At 53.6% G+C, this 16905-nt stretch carries 14 protein-coding genes and 1 other annotated feature; all 14 genes read right to left on the bottom strand.

The annotated features are described in order from the left end of the window. Positions 1 to 93: 93 nt before the first annotated feature. Positions 94 to 2163 (bottom strand): elongation factor G, encoded by a 2070-nt coding sequence (gene fusA / locus BLQ24_RS09270; protein ID WP_090164669.1) that lies wholly within the window; start codon positions 2161 to 2163, stop codon positions 94 to 96. A gap of 41 nt (positions 2164 to 2204) precedes the next feature. After that, positions 2205 to 2675 carry a 30S ribosomal protein S7 gene (gene rpsG / locus BLQ24_RS09265; protein ID WP_090164668.1) on the bottom strand — a complete coding sequence of 157 codons (471 nt, stop codon included), beginning with the start codon at positions 2673 to 2675 and terminating at the stop codon, positions 2205 to 2207. 262 nt (positions 2676 to 2937) lie between these two features. Further along, positions 2938 to 3354, bottom strand: coding sequence for a 30S ribosomal protein S12 (gene rpsL / locus BLQ24_RS09260; protein ID WP_090164667.1), 417 nt, complete (start codon positions 3352 to 3354; stop codon positions 2938 to 2940). A 196-nt stretch (positions 3355 to 3550) separates the two neighbouring features. After that, complete coding sequence (rpoC, locus tag BLQ24_RS09255) at positions 3551 to 7333, bottom strand: DNA-directed RNA polymerase subunit beta' (protein WP_090164671.1); 3783 nt, start codon at positions 7331 to 7333, stop codon at positions 3551 to 3553. 41 nt (positions 7334 to 7374) lie between these two features. Further along, a complete protein-coding gene (gene rpoB, locus BLQ24_RS09250) occupies positions 7375 to 11145 on the bottom strand; it encodes a DNA-directed RNA polymerase subunit beta (protein WP_090164666.1) in 3771 nt (1256 codons plus the stop codon). A gap of 362 nt (positions 11146 to 11507) precedes the next feature. Next, positions 11508 to 11870 (bottom strand): 50S ribosomal protein L7/L12, encoded by a 363-nt coding sequence (gene rplL / locus BLQ24_RS09245; protein WP_090164665.1) that lies wholly within the window; start codon positions 11868 to 11870, stop codon positions 11508 to 11510. 70 nt (positions 11871 to 11940) lie between these two features. Further along, the gene (rplJ, locus tag BLQ24_RS09240) at positions 11941 to 12483 is read right to left on the bottom strand and encodes a 50S ribosomal protein L10 (protein ID WP_090164664.1); all 543 of its coding nucleotides are present in this window, start codon (positions 12481 to 12483) and stop codon (positions 11941 to 11943) included. A 76-nt stretch (positions 12484 to 12559) separates the two neighbouring features. Further along, positions 12560 to 12674, bottom strand: a sequence feature (ribosomal protein L10 leader region). Positions 12675 to 12694: 20 nt separating this feature from the next. Beyond that, positions 12695 to 13390, bottom strand: coding sequence for a 50S ribosomal protein L1 (rplA, locus tag BLQ24_RS09235; protein ID WP_090164663.1), 696 nt, complete (start codon positions 13388 to 13390; stop codon positions 12695 to 12697). A gap of 59 nt (positions 13391 to 13449) precedes the next feature. Next, positions 13450 to 13875 (bottom strand): 50S ribosomal protein L11, encoded by a 426-nt coding sequence (gene rplK / locus BLQ24_RS09230; protein ID WP_090164662.1) that lies wholly within the window; start codon positions 13873 to 13875, stop codon positions 13450 to 13452. 15 nt (positions 13876 to 13890) lie between these two features. Continuing rightward, positions 13891 to 14478: a transcription termination/antitermination protein NusG gene (gene nusG, locus BLQ24_RS09225; protein ID WP_090164661.1), complete on the bottom strand. Its 588-nt coding sequence runs from the start codon at positions 14476 to 14478 to the stop codon at positions 13891 to 13893. A gap of 25 nt (positions 14479 to 14503) precedes the next feature. Beyond that, the gene (secE, locus tag BLQ24_RS09220; RefSeq protein ID WP_090164660.1) at positions 14504 to 14809 is read right to left on the bottom strand and encodes a preprotein translocase subunit SecE; all 306 of its coding nucleotides are present in this window, start codon (positions 14807 to 14809) and stop codon (positions 14504 to 14506) included. Positions 14810 to 14829: 20 nt separating this feature from the next. Beyond that, positions 14830 to 14979, bottom strand: coding sequence for a 50S ribosomal protein L33 (gene rpmG, locus BLQ24_RS09215; protein ID WP_090164659.1), 150 nt, complete (start codon positions 14977 to 14979; stop codon positions 14830 to 14832). Positions 14980 to 15093: 114 nt separating this feature from the next. Beyond that, positions 15094 to 16578 (bottom strand): LCP family protein, encoded by a 1485-nt coding sequence (locus BLQ24_RS09210; protein ID WP_173328141.1) that lies wholly within the window; start codon positions 16576 to 16578, stop codon positions 15094 to 15096. Between the two features lie 255 nt (positions 16579 to 16833). After that, positions 16834 to 16905, bottom strand: a 72-nt coding sequence (locus tag BLQ24_RS09205; protein ID WP_143004287.1) for an EF-Tu C-terminal domain-related protein, incomplete at its 5' end; no start/stop codon positions are given.

Raw genomic sequence — 16905 nt, 5'->3', positions numbered from 1 at the left:
CCGATGTTGATATGCGGTTTCGTTCTTTCAAATTTCTGCTTAGCCATTATATTCCTCCTATAAGAAAAATACGCTCGCTTCGTGCGGTATTGTTTACTTCTTCGTTACCTTCTCCACCAGGGATTCCGGCAGCTTGTCGAAGTGGTCGAACTGCATGACATAAGTACCGCGTCCCTGTGTTCTGGAACGCAGGTCTGTCGCATAACCGAACATTTCTGACAGCGGAACCATAGCTCTGATTTCCACAGCGCCCTTGTCCATTTCAGACCCTTCGATACGGCCTCTTCTACCGGACAGGTCTCCGATGACGTCGCCCATGTATTCATCCGGCACCGTTACCTCAACCTTGAAGATCGGCTCCAGCAGTACCGGAGCAGCCTTCTGGGCAGCCTCACGGAATGCCATGGAAGCCGCCAGCTTGAATGCCATTTCAGAGGAGTCGACTTCGTGGTAAGAACCGTCATACAGCTCTACGCCCACGTCAACAACCTGATATCCGGCAATCGGACCCGTCTCCATCGCTTCCTTGATACCGGCTTCGATCGGTCCGATGAATTCCTTCGGAATCGCACCGCCGACGATCGCATTGACGAATTCGAAACCTTCGCCCGGCTTTCTCGGATAAACTCTGATCTTGACGTGACCGTACTGACCGTGACCACCGGACTGCTTCGCGTACTTGTGGTCCACATCCGCTTCCTTGGTGATCGTTTCCTTGTAGGAAACCTGCGGCTTGCCGACGTTCGCCTCAACCTTGAATTCACGCATCAGTCTGTCGACGATGATCTCCAGGTGGAGCTCACCCATGCCGGCGATGATCGTCTGACCGGTGTCTTCATTCGTGTATGTCTTGAAAGTAGGGTCTTCTTCTGCCAGCTTGGACAGTGCGATACCCATCTTTTCCTGGCCTGCCTTCGTCTTCGGCTCGATGGCGATCTCGATAACCGGATCCGGGAATTCCATGGACTCCAGGATGATCGGATGGTTTTCGTCACACAGTGTGTCACCTGTTGTGGTGTTCTTCAGACCAACTGCAGCGGCGATATCGCCGGAGTAAACCTTATCGATCTCGTTACGCTTGTTTGCGTGCATCTGCAGAATACGGCCGATTCTCTCTCTGTCCCCCTTCACGGAGTTGTAGACATAGGAACCGGAATCCAGTGTTCCGGAATATACTCTGAAGAATGCCAGCTTACCAACGTACGGATCTGTCATGATCTTGAACGCCAGTGCTGCGAACGGCTCCTTGTCACTGGACGGACGGGTTTCCTCTTCCTCCGTATCCGGGTTAACACCGGTGATTGCCGGTACGTCCACCGGAGACGGCATGTAGTCGATGATGCCGTCCAGCAGAGGCTGTACACCTCTGTTCTTGTATGCAGAACCGCACATGCACGGAACCATTTCGTTCGCAATCGTCTGCTTTCTGATTGTGGCTCTGATCTCCTGCTCAGTGATTTCTTCACCGTCGAGGTACTTCATCATGAGTTCCTCGTCGCTCTCTGCGACGGCCTCAATCATTTTCTCTCTCCACTCCTGAGCCAGATCCATCATATCTTCCGGAATTGCCTCTTCGTCAATTTCCGTTCCGAGCTTGTCCTCGTAAATCTCTGCCTTCATTGTGATCAGGTCGATGATTCCCCGGAAGGAATCTTCCTTGCCGATCGGAAGCTGAACAGCCACCGGGTTTGCACCCAGTCTGTCCTTGATCTGATCGATGACCTTGTAGAAGTCAGCACCCAGAACGTCCATCTTGTTGACGAATACCATCCTAGGTACCTGGTATTTCTCAGCCTGTCTCCATACAGTTTCAGACTGAGGCTCAACTCCGCCCTTGGCGGCAAGTACGGTGACAGCGCCATCCAGTACACGCAGAGAACGTTCTACTTCAACGGTGAAGTCCACGTGCCCCGGTGTATCGATGATGTTAATCCGGTTGCCCTTCCAGTGCGCAGTGGTAGCCGCAGAGGTAATGGTGATTCCTCTTTCCTTCTCTTCTTCCATCCAGTCCATCTGGGAAGCGCCGTCATGCGTTTCGCCGATCTTGTGGGTCTTTCCGGTGTAGAAAAGGATACGCTCGGTGACAGTTGTTTTTCCCGCATCGATATGAGCCATAATACCAATGTTTCTGGTTTTCTCTAACGGATATTCTCTGCCAGCCATTTTTCCTCCATTTCTGCTTTCATATTGCTAATATAAGCAGACTACCATCTGAAATGAGCAAATGCCTTATTGGCTTCTGCCATCTTGTGGGTGTCTTCTTTTCTCTTCACGGAGTTACCAGTGTTGTTGGATGCGTCCATGATTTCCTTGGCCAGTCTCTCAGCCATGGTCTTCTCGCCTCTCGCTCTGGTGAACTTCGTCAGCCATCTCAGCGCCAGCGTCTGTCTTCTGGCCGGTCTGACCTCAACAGGAACCTGGTAGTTCGCACCGCCGACTCTTCTGGCCTTAACTTCCAACTGAGGCATGATGTTATTCATTGCCTTCTCGAATACTTCCAGCGGCTCTTCGCCTGTTGCTTCCTTGATCTGATCGAATGCAGTGTATACGATCTTCTGCGCAACACTCTTCTTACCGTCGAGCATGATGCTGTTGATCAGCTTGGAAACGACAACGTTGCCGTATACTGGATCTGGAAGTACTTCACGTTTCGGTGTATTTCCTTTCCTTGGCACTTCTCTTCCTCCCTCGCTTGCAGATACCGGTTGCCCGGTACTGCCCTGCAATATCGGTTTCAATTGCAATATGTCTTCACCCGCCTGATGCGGATTACTCTGAACAGCCCTGCAATCCTGCTGCCCAGTCTGTTCGGGGGTACTCGGCATGGCTCACTGCCACACCGCGGCGCTCAGTAAATATATCAAGGTAATAATGCCTTCATGATATTAACAAGCACGTTTTCCCGATGACTCGATTCGCTTCTTCTGTGCTCCGAGACTACTTCTTCTTAGGTCTCTTCGCGCCGTACTTGGAACGAGCTTTACCTCTGTCCGCAACGCCGGAAGCATCGAGTGTACCTCTGATGATGTGGTATCTGACACCCGGAAGGTCCTTGACTCTTCCGCCTCTGATCAGTACGACACTGTGTTCCTGGAGGTTGTGACCGATTCCCGGAATGTATGCCGATACTTCGATACCATTCGTCAGACGGACTCTGGCTACCTTTCTAAGAGCCGAGTTCGGCTTCTTAGGTGTAACTGTCTTTACAGAAGTGCAGACTCCTCTCTTCTGCGGTGAGTTGTTGTTCGTGAATGCTCTCTTCAGAGAATTCATACCCTTTCCCAGTGCAGGAGCAGCGGACTTCTTCACAGAACTGTGTCTGCCCTCACGTACTAACTGATTAATAGTAGGCATTATTATCTCCTTTCTTACCTTATTAGCTGTTTTCGGGCATAACAATAGCGTCACGGCCGAAATCAAGCCGTTGACTATATTATCACATCGAAGATTTGATTGCAACATTTAAATCGGACGCACATTGAAACAGAGCTGCGCCCGTTTCCGGGACGCAGCTCTGTAATTTTTTTGTCCTGCTGTACAGACCCTTCGATTAGTCCATAGGCTCCTGGTCAGGATCCACAGTCAGGGTCGGCATGTCCAGCGGCACACCGATCTTCACGTCGTCTGCCACGTGCAGGTCACGCACCCGGCTGTCCTGCTTCTCTCCGGAGCGGCCCCGCGGCGCCGGCTTACGGTCAAAGGATTTCATATACTCCTCGTTCTCGCCGTAGTCCACCGCAATGTCCCGGTAACGCTTCATGCCGGTACCGGCCGGAATCAGCTTTCCGATGATGACGTTTTCCTTCAGGCCTTCCAGATGGTCTGTCTTCCCCTTGATCGCCGCATCCGTCAGAACACGGGTGGTCTCCTGGAAGGATGCAGCCGACAGGAAGGAGTTGGTGGCCAGGGATGCCTTCGTGATACCCAGCAGCAGTCTTTCGTAGCCGGCCGGTTCTCCGCCCTTGGCCTCTGCCTCACGGTTGGCCTCTTCCAGCTCGGAGATACTGTACATGCCCCCCGGCAGCAGTACCGTGTCGCCCGGATCGTCCACCTTGTACTTGGAAAGCATCTGGCTGACGATGATCTCAACATGCTTGTCGTTGATATCTACACCCTGGTTTCTGTATACGCGCTGACATTCACTCAGCAGATAGTCGTATACGCCCTTGACTCCGCAGTACTTGTAGATGTCATGCGGGTTCAGCGGACCCTGGGTCAGGTTATGGCCAGCCTGTACCCGGTCACCCTGCTTCACCACGATGCGGGCGCCGTACGGAATCTCGTAGGATTCGACGGCAGCTTCCTTTTCGTCGGTGGCATCTTCCAGAACGATGATATCGGTCTTGTTGTCCGATCTCGGCCGGATTTCCTGCACCACGCCGTCAGCCTTGCAGATCTGTGCGAGACCCTTCGGGTTTCGGGCTTCGAAAAGCTCCTCGACTCTCGGAAGACCCTGGGTGATGTCAGATCCCGCAACACCGCCGGTATGGAATGTTCTCATGGTCAGCTGTGTACCCGGTTCGCCGATGGACTGAGCAGCGATGATGCCCACGGATTCGCCGATGTTCACCTGCTCGCCGGTGGCCAGGTTGCGGCCGTAGCACTTCGCGCAGACACCGCTCTTGCAGCGGCATGTCATGACGGAGCGGATCTTCACAGACTTGATGCCCACGTGCTCGATTTCGTGCGCCTGAGCATCGGTGATTTCCTCGCCTCTGGACACAATCAGTGTCTCGGTTTCCGGATCCTTGATGTCCTCTGCGGCGGTTCTGCCGGCAACACGCTCCCAGAGCGGTTCCAGAACTTCCTTTCCGTCCACGAACGCTTCGACTTCCACACCGTCGTCGGTGCCGCAGTCGAATTCCCGTACAATGACGTTGTGGGAAACATCCACCAGTCTTCTGGTCAGATAACCGGAGTCCGCTGTACGCAGCGCGGTATCTGCCAGACCCTTCCGGGCGCCGTTGGAGGAAATGAAGTATTCCAGGATGGACAGACCTTCACGGAAGTTCGCCTTGATCGGGATTTCTACTGTCTTACCGGTAGCGGTACCCATCAGGCCCCGCATACCGCCGATCTGCCGGATCTGGTTCTTCGAACCTCTGGCTCCGGAGGACGCCATGATATTCAGGTTGTTCCAAGGCTCCAGGGAATCCATCAGCGCATCTGCGACCTTGTCTGTGGTCTTGTTCCAGATGATTTCCTGCTTGTCCCATCTCTCGGTGTTGGACATGAGACCCCGTCTGTACGCCATGTCGTACTTGTCTACTTCCTTCTGGGCCTCGTTCACGATCTCCCACTTGCTCTCCGGGATCTTCATGTCGTCGATACCGATGGAAGTTGCCGCCAGGGTGGAATACTTGTAACCCATTCCCTTGATATAGTCCAGCATGATGACCGTCTCTGTGTTCTCATGCTTGCGGAAGCACTTGTCAATGATCTTGCCCAGCTGCTTCTTTCCGCAGAGGAAATCGATCTCCAGACGGTACGGATCTCTGGAACGGTCCACGAATCCGATATCCTGCGGGATTCCCTGGTTGTAAATGAACCGTCCCACGGTGGATTCCACCAGCTTGCCCCGGGTATCGTTCTCGTCCTTGAACAGTCTGACCTTGACTCTCGCATGGGTACCGACGATGTGATTCTGATAAGCCATCAGCATCTCATCGATATCCGCGAAGATCTTCCCATCTCCGGTTTCCGGGATCCGGCGGAAGCCGGCATCACTGTTCTTCTTCGCAATTTCCGGATCGTTGAACTCATCCAGTGCATACTGAGTCCGCTCCTCGCCGTCGATAACGACGGTGCGGGAAGCGTCTCCCGGATAAGTCAGGTAGTAAGCACCCAGGATCATATCCTGGGTCGGCGTAGTGATCGGGGATCCGTCCTTCGGCGCCAGGATGTTGTTCACGGACAGCATGAGGAATCTGGCCTCGGCCTGTGCCTCTACGGACAGCGGCACGTGGATCGCCATCTGGTCGCCGTCGAAGTCTGCGTTGAATGCTGTACATGCCAGCGGGTGCAGCTTGATCGCCTTGCCTTCCACCAGTACCGGCTCGAACGCCTGAATACCCAGCCGGTGCAGCGTCGGGGCACGGTTCAGCATAACCGGATGCTCCTTGATGACGTCTTCCAGCACATCCCAGACTTCCGGACGGGCCTTCTCCACCATGCGCTTCGCATTCTTGATGTTATGCGCATATTCTCTCTCCACCAGTTCCTTCATGATGAATGGTTTGAAGAGTTCCAGCGCCATTGTCTTCGGAACACCGCACTGGTAGAACTTCAGTTCCGGGCCGACGACGATGACGGAACGGCCGGAGTAGTCCACACGTTTTCCCAGCAGGTTCTGTCTGAACCGTCCCTGCTTGCCCTTCAGCATGTCGGAGAGTGACTTCAGTGCTCTTCCTCCCGGTCCGGTGACCGGTCTGCCTCTTCTGCCGTTGTCGATCAGGGAATCCACCGCTTCCTGCAGCATTCTCTTCTCGTTTCTGACGATAATGTCCGGCGCACCCAGTTCCAGCAGTCTCTTCAAACGGTTATTTCTGTTGATGACCCGTCTGTACAGGTCGTTCAGGTCGGAGGTGGCGAACCGGCCGCCGTCCAGCTGAACCATCGGACGGAGATCCGGCGGAATGACCGGAACCACTTCCATGACCATCCATTCCGGACGGTTATCGGAAATCCGCAGCGCTTCGATGACTTCCAGCCGGCGGATCGTCTTCACCCGCTTCTGTCCTGTCGCAGTCTTCAGCTGCTCCCGCAGCTCGGCGGACAGTTCTTCCAGGTCGATGTCGCACAGCAGTTCCCGGATTGCCTCCGCACCCATGGCGGCGCGGAACTTGAGACCCTGCTCTTTCAGCCCCCGGTACTGCTGCTCGGAAAGGATCTCCTTCTTCACCAGTGTGCCTTCCGCATCCGGTTCCAGAACGATATACGCTGCGAAATACAGCACCTGCTCCAGATTTCTCGGTGTGATGTCCAGCACCAGACCCATGCGGGACGGAGTCCCCTTGAAATACCAGATGTGGGAGACCGGGGCAGCCAGCTTAATGTGCCCCATTCTCTCTCTTCTAACCTTGGACTTCGTGACTTCCACGCCGCAGCGGTCGCACACGATGCCCTTGTACCGGATCCGCTTATACTTACCGCAGTGGCATTCCCAGTCCTTCATCGGCCCGAAAATACGCTCGCAGAACAGTCCGTCCTTCTCCGGCTTCAGTGTTCTGTAGTTGATTGTCTCCGGCTTCGTTACCTCACCGTGGGACCACTCGAGGATCTTCTCCGTTGAAGCCAGCTTGATCTGTATTGACTCAAACTTGTTCGATTCGATATATCCGCTCTGTTTTTCGGCCACAGATTAACTCCCCTTTCCTAAGCTTCGGTATCTTCGCCCGCAGTGATATCAGCATCTTCCGGCACATCCGTCAGGAAATCCGCCGGCGCATCCGCAGACGGGTCTTCCTCTGAGGAATCCTCCCCGGAACCGCCGTCTCCTGATGCTTCTTCCGGAACCTGCTCCTCACTGAATCCCCGTTCGTACAGCTGTCTTTCTGTTTTCTTATCTGCACGGCGGATCATGCTGTCGATACCGGTCGGTTCATCGTCGTCGATGACCTCCTTCAGTTCGATCTCGTTATGATCCTTGTCCAGCACTCTGACATCCAGTGCCAGGGACTGCAGTTCCTTGATCAGAACCTTGAAGGACTCCGGAATGCCCGGCTCCGGAATATTCTCGCCCTTCACGATCGCCTCATAGGTCTTCACACGGCCCACAACGTCATCGGACTTCACAGTCAGAATTTCCTGGAGTGTGTATGCGGCGCCGTATGCCTCCAGCGCCCAGACTTCCATTTCTCCGAAACGCTGTCCGCCGAACTGTGCCTTACCGCCCAGCGGCTGCTGGGTTACCAGGGAGTACGGACCCGTGCTTCTCGCATGAATCTTGTCATCCACCAGGTGATGCAGCTTCAGCATGTACATGTATCCCACAGTGACCGGTCTTTCGAAGTATTCACCGGTCCTTCCGTCTCTCAGGCGGAGCTTGCCGCTTTCCGGCATTCCGCTCTCCACCAGCAGCCGGCGGATGTCTTCCTCCTTCGCACCGTCGAATACCGGCGTTGCGATGTACCAGCCTTTCTGCTTCGCAGCCAGACCCAGATGAATTTCCAGAACCTGTCCTACGTTCATTCGGGAAGGTACGCCCAGCGGGTTCAGCATCATCTGCAGCGGTGTACCATCCTCCAGGAACGGCATATCTTCTTCCGGCAGGATGCGGGAAACAACACCCTTGTTTCCGTGACGTCCAGCCATCTTGTCACCGACCTGGATCTTTCTCTTCGTGGCGATGTAGCATCTGACCAGCTTATTCACCCCCGGCGGCAGTTCGTCACCGTTGGCTCTGGTGAAGATCCGCACCTCCACCACGATGCCGTGCTCGCCGTGCGGCACGCGCAGGGAAGTGTCCCGGACTTCCCGGGCTTTCTCACCGAAAATCGCCCGGAGCAGCCGTTCTTCTGCACTCAGATCATTCTCACCCTTCGGTGTGACCTTGCCCACCAGGATATCAGTGGAATCTACTTCTGCGCCGATCCGGATGATACCTTCCTCGTCCAGATCCTTCAGCGCATCATCGCCCACGTTCGGGATATCTCTGGTGATCTCTTCCGGCCCCAGCTTCGTATCTCTGGCTTCCGCCTCGTATTCCACGATGTGAATGGAAGTCAGGACATCGTTCATGATGACCTTCTCGTTCAGAATGACGGCGTCCTCGTAGTTGTAGCCTTCCCAGGTCATGAAGCCAATGAGCATGTTCTTTCCCAGGGAAATCTCGCCCATGTCCGTGGACGGACCGTCTGCGATCACTTCGCCTTCTTCAATATGTTCTCCGTGGCTGACGATCGGACGCTGGTTGATGCAGGTTCCCTGGTTAGAACGCTTGAACTTCAGCAGTGTATATTCGTCCTGGCCCTCGCCGTCATCTCTGGTGATGACGATGTTCTCCGCATCCACGAATTCAACGGTGCCGGAGTGCTTCGCCAGAATCACAACACCGGAGTCTCTGGCAGCCTTATATTCAATACCGGTTCCGACGTACGGCGCTTCTGTCACCAGCAGAGGCACAGCCTGACGCTGCATGTTGGATCCCATCAGCGCACGGTTCGCATCATCGTTCTCCAGGAACGGGATCATGGCGGAAGCCACGGATACTACCTGCTTCGGGGAGACGTCCATCATGTCGATCTGTTCCTTCGGGAACAGGGAGATTTCTCCGCCGACACCACGGGCAGCCACCTTATCATTCAGGAAGTGTCCGTCTTCATCCAGCGGCTCGTTGGCCTGGGCAACAATCAGCGGTTCTTCTTCGTCTGCGGCAATGTACTTCACATCTCTGGTAACAATGCCTTTTTCTTTGTCTACAATACGGTACGGCGTCTCGATGAAGCCGTACTTATTAATCACACCATAGGTGGTCAGGGAACCGATCAGACCGATGTTCGGACCTTCCGGGGTCTCAATCGGACACATTCTTCCGTAATGGGAATGATGAATGTCTCGAACTTCGAATCCAGCTCTCTCTCTGGACAGACCGCCCGGTCCCAGTGCGGACAGACGGCGCTTGTGTGTCAACTCAGACAGCGGGTTGTTCTGGTCCATGAACTGGGACAGCTGGGAACTGCCGAAAAATTCCTTGATTGCCGCTGTCACAGGACGGATATTGATCAGCGCCTGCGGCGTCGCCACTTCCATATCCTGAATCGTCATTCTCTCCCGGACCACACGCTCCATTCTGGCGAGGCCGATGCGGAACTGATTCTGAAGCAGTTCACCGACGGTTCTCAGACGGCGGTTGCCCAGGTGGTCGATGTCGTCCACCGAACCGATTCCCTTGGCCAGGTTCAGAAGGTAACTGACGGATGCGATGATATCCTGCATGATCACATGCTTCGGAGAAAGCTCATCCTTCCGGGCAGCCAGGATATTCTGCAGTTCCTGATCGTCCGGCTTCTCCTCCAGGATTTCCTTCAGCACCGGGAAGAACACCATGTCTTCCGGCATCTTCAGAGAAGCGACATCCACGTCTCTTCCTTCCAGATATTTATTAATATCCACGAACCAGTTGCCGATCACCTTCGTTGTAACCGTGTCATCCAGCGTAGACTGCACCATAACGGATTCCACACCCGCATCCTGGATCGTCTGGGCCATTGCCGGCGTAATGGTCTCTCCGGCTTCCACCAGAATTTCGGCGGTCATCGGATCCACAACGTCCTGGGCAGCCACCGTATTCTGCAGACGGTTGAACAGGCCCAGTTTCTTATTGTATTTATATCTTCCCACATGGGACAGATCATACCGCTTTGCATCGAAAAACAGGGAATTCAGCAGAGACTTGGCACTGTCCACCGTCGGCGGTTCACCCGGTCTCAGCTTCTTGTAAATCTCCTTCAGAGCGGCCTCCTGGTCTGTGGTCGGATCCTTCTCCAGCGTCTTCATCAGACGGTCGTCTGCGCCGAAGGTACCGATGATTTCCTCATTCGTGCTGATACCCAGAGCCCGGAGGAGAATCGTCAGCGGCTGCTTACGAGTCCGGTCCACACGCACGGAAAGGATCTCGTTGGAGTCTGTTTCATATTCAATCCATGCGCCTCTGTTCGGAATGATCTGGGAGGAATACAGCTGCTGGTTGGACTTGTCTGTCTCCACGCTGTAGTAAGGTCCCGGAGAACGAACCAGCTGCGTAACGATCGCACGCTCTGCACCGTTGTAAATGAATGTACCCTGCTCAGTCATCAGCGGGAAGTCGCCCATGAACACTTCCTGCTCCTTCACCTCGCCTGTCTCTCTGTTCACCAGACGAACTCTGACTTTCAGCGGAGCAGCGTAAGTTACATCTCTTTCCTTGCACTCTTCCTGGTCATACTTCGGAGTGTCACTGAGGGAATAGTCAATGAACTCGAGGCTGAGATTTCCAGCATAGTCTCTGATCGGCGAAATATCATCGAAAACCTCCCGGAGCCCTTCGTCAAGGAAAGCCTTGTAGGACTTCGTCTGGATGTCGATCAAGTTCGGCATCGGCAGAACTTCATCGATCTTTCCGAATGACATACGTACTTTTCTACCAACTCTGACTGGTTTTGGCATTATCATCACTCCTTATACTTACCTGTAGTTCTCGCATGGCAGTCTAATATTATACTGCGGGTATGACAAATAATCAAGGAAAATCGTAATTCCCCCTGATTCCCATTTACGATCTGCCGCATGGGGAATCGAACACTCCGGCGGCTGCTGGCCAGATGTTTCTTTCCACCCGGCCCGCCCGGTGAAGCGGCAACCATGACCGCACCGGGGTTTCGGCCGTTGAAACAAACATTTCGCCGGCGGCCGCAGGGCTGTATCTTGAAAAGTCGAACAGGACCGACAACATCGGGCGGACAGATCCGCCTGATGCATCAGTCCTGTTTTTCAAAAAGAATTCCTTACAGAATCAGCTGTTCAGAGAACTACTTCAGTTCAACGCCAGCGCCAACTTCTTCCAGCTTAGCCTTGATGGATTCAGCCTCGTCCTTTTCAACGTTTTCCTTAACGTTGTTCGGAGCACCGTCAACCAGAGCCTTCGCATCCTTCAGACCCAGACCTGTGATCTCACGTACTGCCTTGATAACCTTGATCTTCTGGTCACCGGCAGATGTCAGAACAACAGTGAACTCTGTCTGCTCTTCTGCAGCGGCACCTGCAGCTGCGCCTGCAACTGCAACCGGAGCAGCAGCGGAAACGCCGAATTCCTCTTCGCAAGCCTTAACCAATTCGTTCAGTTCGAGAACTGTCATGCCCTTAATGGCCTCAATGATCTGATCCTTATCCATTGTTTTCTCCTTCTAAATGATTTGACGGCGAACCGTCCCAATATTTTCGTACTGATAATTTCGGCGAAACTTACGCTTCTGCCGGAGCTTCTTCTGCCTCGGCCGGAGCCGCTGCTCCGTCTGCCGGCTTCGCATCTGCAATTGCGGCAAGAGTTCTGACGAACTTGCCCACCGGGGACTGAATGCTTCCCAGGAATTTCGCAAGAAGTTCCTCTCTGGACGGGATATCAGCGATCTTTGTGATACCGTCCTTATCGTAGAAAGTTCCTTCTACAACGCCTGCCTTCAGTTCCATTTTCTTGTACTGCTTGATGTACTTATTCAGAATTCTCGCCGGAGCCGTTGCATCATCCTTGGAAATGGCGATAGCGCTCGGTCCCTTCATGCTGTCTGTCAGCGGCTCGAATTCTGTTCCCTGAACGGCAATGCGCATCAGTGTGTTCTTATAAACATTGTAATCGATGCCGGCCTCACGGAGTTCCTTTCTCATGGCGTCCGCTTCCTGAACCGTCGTGCCCATGTAGTCGATCACGACAGCAGCCTGAGCGCCGTCCAGCTTCTCCTTGATTTCGTCGATCACAATCTGCTTCTGCTTCTTTGCTTCTTCAGACATCTGTTCTCCTTTCTGTAACCGAAGATCCGGTTCGCTGCCCGGTTTCACTTCTCCGGTTAACGAATGTGGGGTACTCTATGTAAGCACGAAAGACCCCGCTCAGAGAGCGAGGTCCAATATCTTATATATTGTACCTCGGCGGGTTATTGAGCTTTCGCACCCGCTGTCTACGGTGATTATTTACGTGTTTCTGCAGGCTGTTCCGGACCTGTTAGCCCAGAATTGCCGGGTTAATCTTCACGCCCGGGCTCATCGTCGTGGAAACCACAACGGTTCTCAGATACTGTCCCTTGGCGGATGCCGGCTTAGCCTTGATGATGGCGGTCATCAGAGCGTTGAAGTTCTGTTCGAGCTTTTCGGCACCGAAAGACTTCTTTCCGATGATCGTGTGAACGATGTTCTGCTTGTCGAGACGATACTCAACCTTACCGGCCTTGATGTCAGCCAGCGCCTTCTCCAGATCCATCGTTACTGTGCCGGACTTCGGGTTCGGCATCAGACCCTTCGGTCCGAGCAGACGACCAAGTCTTCCGACAACACCCATCATATCCGGTGTAGCGACGACTACATCGAAATCAAACCAGTTTTCTGTCTGGATCTTCTGAGCAAGTTCCTCAGCGCCGACAAAATCTGCGCCTGCCTTCTCAGCTTCCTCCGCCTTCGGTCCCTTGGCGAATACCAGAACTCTGACATCCTTACCTGTTCCGTTCGGCAGTACGACGGTGCCTCTGACCTGCTGGTCAGCATGTCTTCCGTCAACACCCAGCTTAACGCTGACTTCTACTGTCTCGTCGAACTTCGCAGAAGCGAATCCTGTCAGAATCTGCATAGCGTCCTGCACGTCATGGAGCGCTGCCTTGTCGAACTTGGCGAGATCAGCCTTGTAATTCTTGCCTCTCTTCGGCATATTTACCTCCTCGTGGTACAACCGGAGCCGGCTCTTTCACGGCGTCCTCCCACAATCATTTAACCTTCTACAACGATACCCATGCTGCGCGCTGTTCCCTTGATCATTTCTGTAGCTGCTTCAAGAGACGCTGCATTCAGGTCCGGCATCTTCGTCTGTGCGATTTCCTGAGCCTGTGCAAGAGTGATCGTAGCGACCTTCTTCTTGTTCGGTTCTCCGGAAGCCGTGTCGATTCCGGCTGCCTTCTTCAGCAGAACTGCTGCCGGCGGTGTCTTCGTAACGAATGTGAACGATCTGTCCGCATATACTGTGATGACAACAGGAATAACCATTCCCGGCTGATCCTGTGTCTTCGCATTGAACTGCTTACAGAAGTCCATGATGTTGACACCGTGCTGTCCCAGTGCAGGGCCTACCGGCGGTGCAGGGTTCGCCTTTCCGGCTTCGATCTGAAGTTTAATATACCCCTGGATCTTCTTAGCCATGATGTTCCTCCTTCCCTACTGTATTCTATCAACCTGGTTGAACTCCAGCTCAACCGGCGTTTCTCTACCGAACATCGAAATGCGTACGGTCAGCACCTGCTTATCCACGTTGATTTCAAGCACCTCACCCATGAAGCTCTCGAAAGGACCGTTGATCACACGAACTGTATCGCCCACCTTGACGTCCAGATTGATATTCACCTTCTCGATTCCCATTCTGGCCACCTCGTCCGGTGACAGCGGAATCGGATCCGATCCGTGGCCGACGAATCCGGTGACACCCTGGGTGTTCCGGACCAGATACCACGTCTCGTTCGTAACCACCATCTTGATGATGACATAGCCCGGGAACATCTTCCGTGTCTTGATCTTCCGCTGACCATCCTTCATCTCGACGACGTCTTCTGTCGGTACAACAATGCTCAGGATCAGATCCTGCATGCCACGGTTTTCGACCATCTTCTCGATATTAACTTTTACCTTATTCTCGTGGCCTGAGTAAGTATGAACTACATACCATTTCGCCTGGCCGTCGCCGCGAATTCCCTCGCCTTCCAGCGGAGAGAAAACATTGCTGGTATTCTTCGTTTCCGTATCTGACATTATGTGTACCTTCTCACTATCTTAACTAACTCAGCGTTACGCCGAACATAGCCTTCAGTACGGCGAGGAATCCCGTGTCGATGAGCCAGAACCCGACTGCAAACAGTGCGCAGAATGCGACGGTCAGCACTGTATACTGACCCAGTTCCTGTCTCGTCGGCCAGATGACTCTGCTCATCTCCTGTCTCACGCCTTTCCAGAATCCGGTCTTCTTCCCCTTCTCCTTCGGTGCGGACTTCTTCGCAGCAGCCTTCGTGTCCTTCACGACCTTCTGCTCCCCGGCGTTTTCCGCCGCCTGAACGGCATCCTTCTTCTCGTTATCCTTAGCCATGATGATCTCCTATCGGATTACTATCTGGTTTCCTTGTGTACAGTTTCCTTCTTGCAGAACGGGCAGTACTTCTTCAGTTCCATACGGTCCGGATTATTCTTCTTGTTTTTCATCGTGTTGTAGTTTCTCTGCTTGCATTCTGTACATGCCATGGTAACTTTCACTCTCATTTCAGGCCTCCGTCTGTTAACTAAAATTCAGAGCCGGCTTATATCCAGCTCTGCTAATTGTTCTCATAAAGTCGCTTAATAAATATACAACATCGCTGTGTCAATGTCAACCAATTATTTTTTCTTTTTGTCCGTCTCCGCCCCGGTGAAGTCCTTCCCGCCGGCCACCCGCCGGATCTGGGCCACGCATGCCTTCACATTCTCCTGATCCGGTATCATCACATAGACCTTCTGATTGCCCATGGAGTAAACCCCGGCCATGGTACTCTCGCCACTCATACTCTGTCTGTGGATCGTCCAGTGATACCCGCCGTCCAGCTGCATCTTCACCAGATCGCTGATCTCATCCCGGGACATACTGGTTTCCAGGTAATCTCCGCAGGCGGACAGGATCTCCGAATAATGCTTCAGGATCGCAGTGCTGCCCGCTGCCTTCTCCAGAATTGCGGTCATGATCTTCTCTTGATCCCGGTTGCGCTGCAGATCTCCATCTTCGAAGGCGTGCCGCTCCCGGGCAAAAGCCAGGGCCTGGTCCCCGTTCAGATGATTATGCCCCTTTCGGAATTCATGATACGCCTGTCCGGAGGTGGAGAACGCATAGTCCGAATCCACGTCGATTCCCCCGATGGCGTCAATAAACCGGCGGACAGTGGAATAATTCACCTTGACATAGTAATTCATATCCAGGCCTGTCAGGTCCTCCGCCGACTCCAGCGTCTGCTGAATCCCGTAGATCCCCGTGTGAGTCAGCTTGTCCGCCGCATTATCCTTCTCCGTCAGCCGGATCTGATAATCCCGGGGTATGGAGGTCAGCAGAAGCTGATGGGTCTTCGGATTCACGGTGATGATCATATTCACATCGGAGCGGGACTGGGTGTTAATCGATCCGCTGGTATCCAGACCGCTCAGGTACACATTGAAACTGTGCTCCTTCACATCCACATTCTTCGAAAGATCCTTCACATCCTTCTTCACCTGAAGAACCGTCAGCACCCGGAGTTTCTCCTTCCATTCCGGAATCTGTACCTTCAGCGCCTGATAGTGTGCGGTGCTCACCAGCATACTGCCCCGGGGCTGTTCCGACATCGTCAGCGCCATCCCCGACAGATTTGTTCCCCGCAGGAACTTCACACTGGCACACTTCTTCAGATGGGACTCCGCCCGGCGGTATCCCTCGTCCTTTCCGACGAAAACCGACACCGTGCCGTTCGTTAGATCATCCTTCGTCTTCAGCGCACTGTTCTTCCCGGTCAGCACATAGTACTTCTCGTACTGCACGGTTTCCGCACGGGTGATTTTCCCGAGGAACGAAGCGGTTTCCCCCAGATGAACCCCGGCATACCCGGCAATCCCCGCCATGAGGAAGGACAAAACAAAAGCGGTGATCTTCCACCCACGTTTCAGCTTCCTGCTGCACAGCATCATCAGAAGCACAATACTGATGATACCGGACACGGTCAGAATCGGATACAGATACTTCCCAGGCAGCACATTCGCCCGGATCACCACGCCACTGAATATACAAAATCCCAGAAAATATATAAACGCCCAGATCCGACCCGGCACCCGGGACCAGTCCTGCTTCTTTTTCTCACTCATTTCATCCATCCTGTTCTGTCTGCGGAGAAACGCTCCGCCCCCTCTCCGTTCTTCCAGGTACCGGCTGTGAAGAAGATTTCTTCAAGCCGTCTGCATAACGTGTTGAATGATAGCACCCCGGGGGGCGGATTGCAAGATATTTCGTTTCCGGATCCGGAAAGAAGGACGGACTTCAGAACATGAAAAAGGACCGCAGGCCAAGCCTGCGGTCCATCGCATACGTTTCTGTGACGCGGTGCTGTTTCGATCTTTCGATTACTCGATGATCTCTGTTACAACGCCGGAACCTACTGTTCTGCCGCCTTCACGAATAGCGAATCTCAGACC

The organism is Eubacterium pyruvativorans (assembly GCF_900102225.1).
In the GTDB taxonomy this organism is placed as follows: domain Bacteria; phylum Bacillota; class Clostridia; order Peptostreptococcales; family Anaerovoracaceae; genus Aminicella; species Aminicella pyruvativorans.
This window is presented reverse-complemented; position numbering and strand designations above follow the sequence as displayed.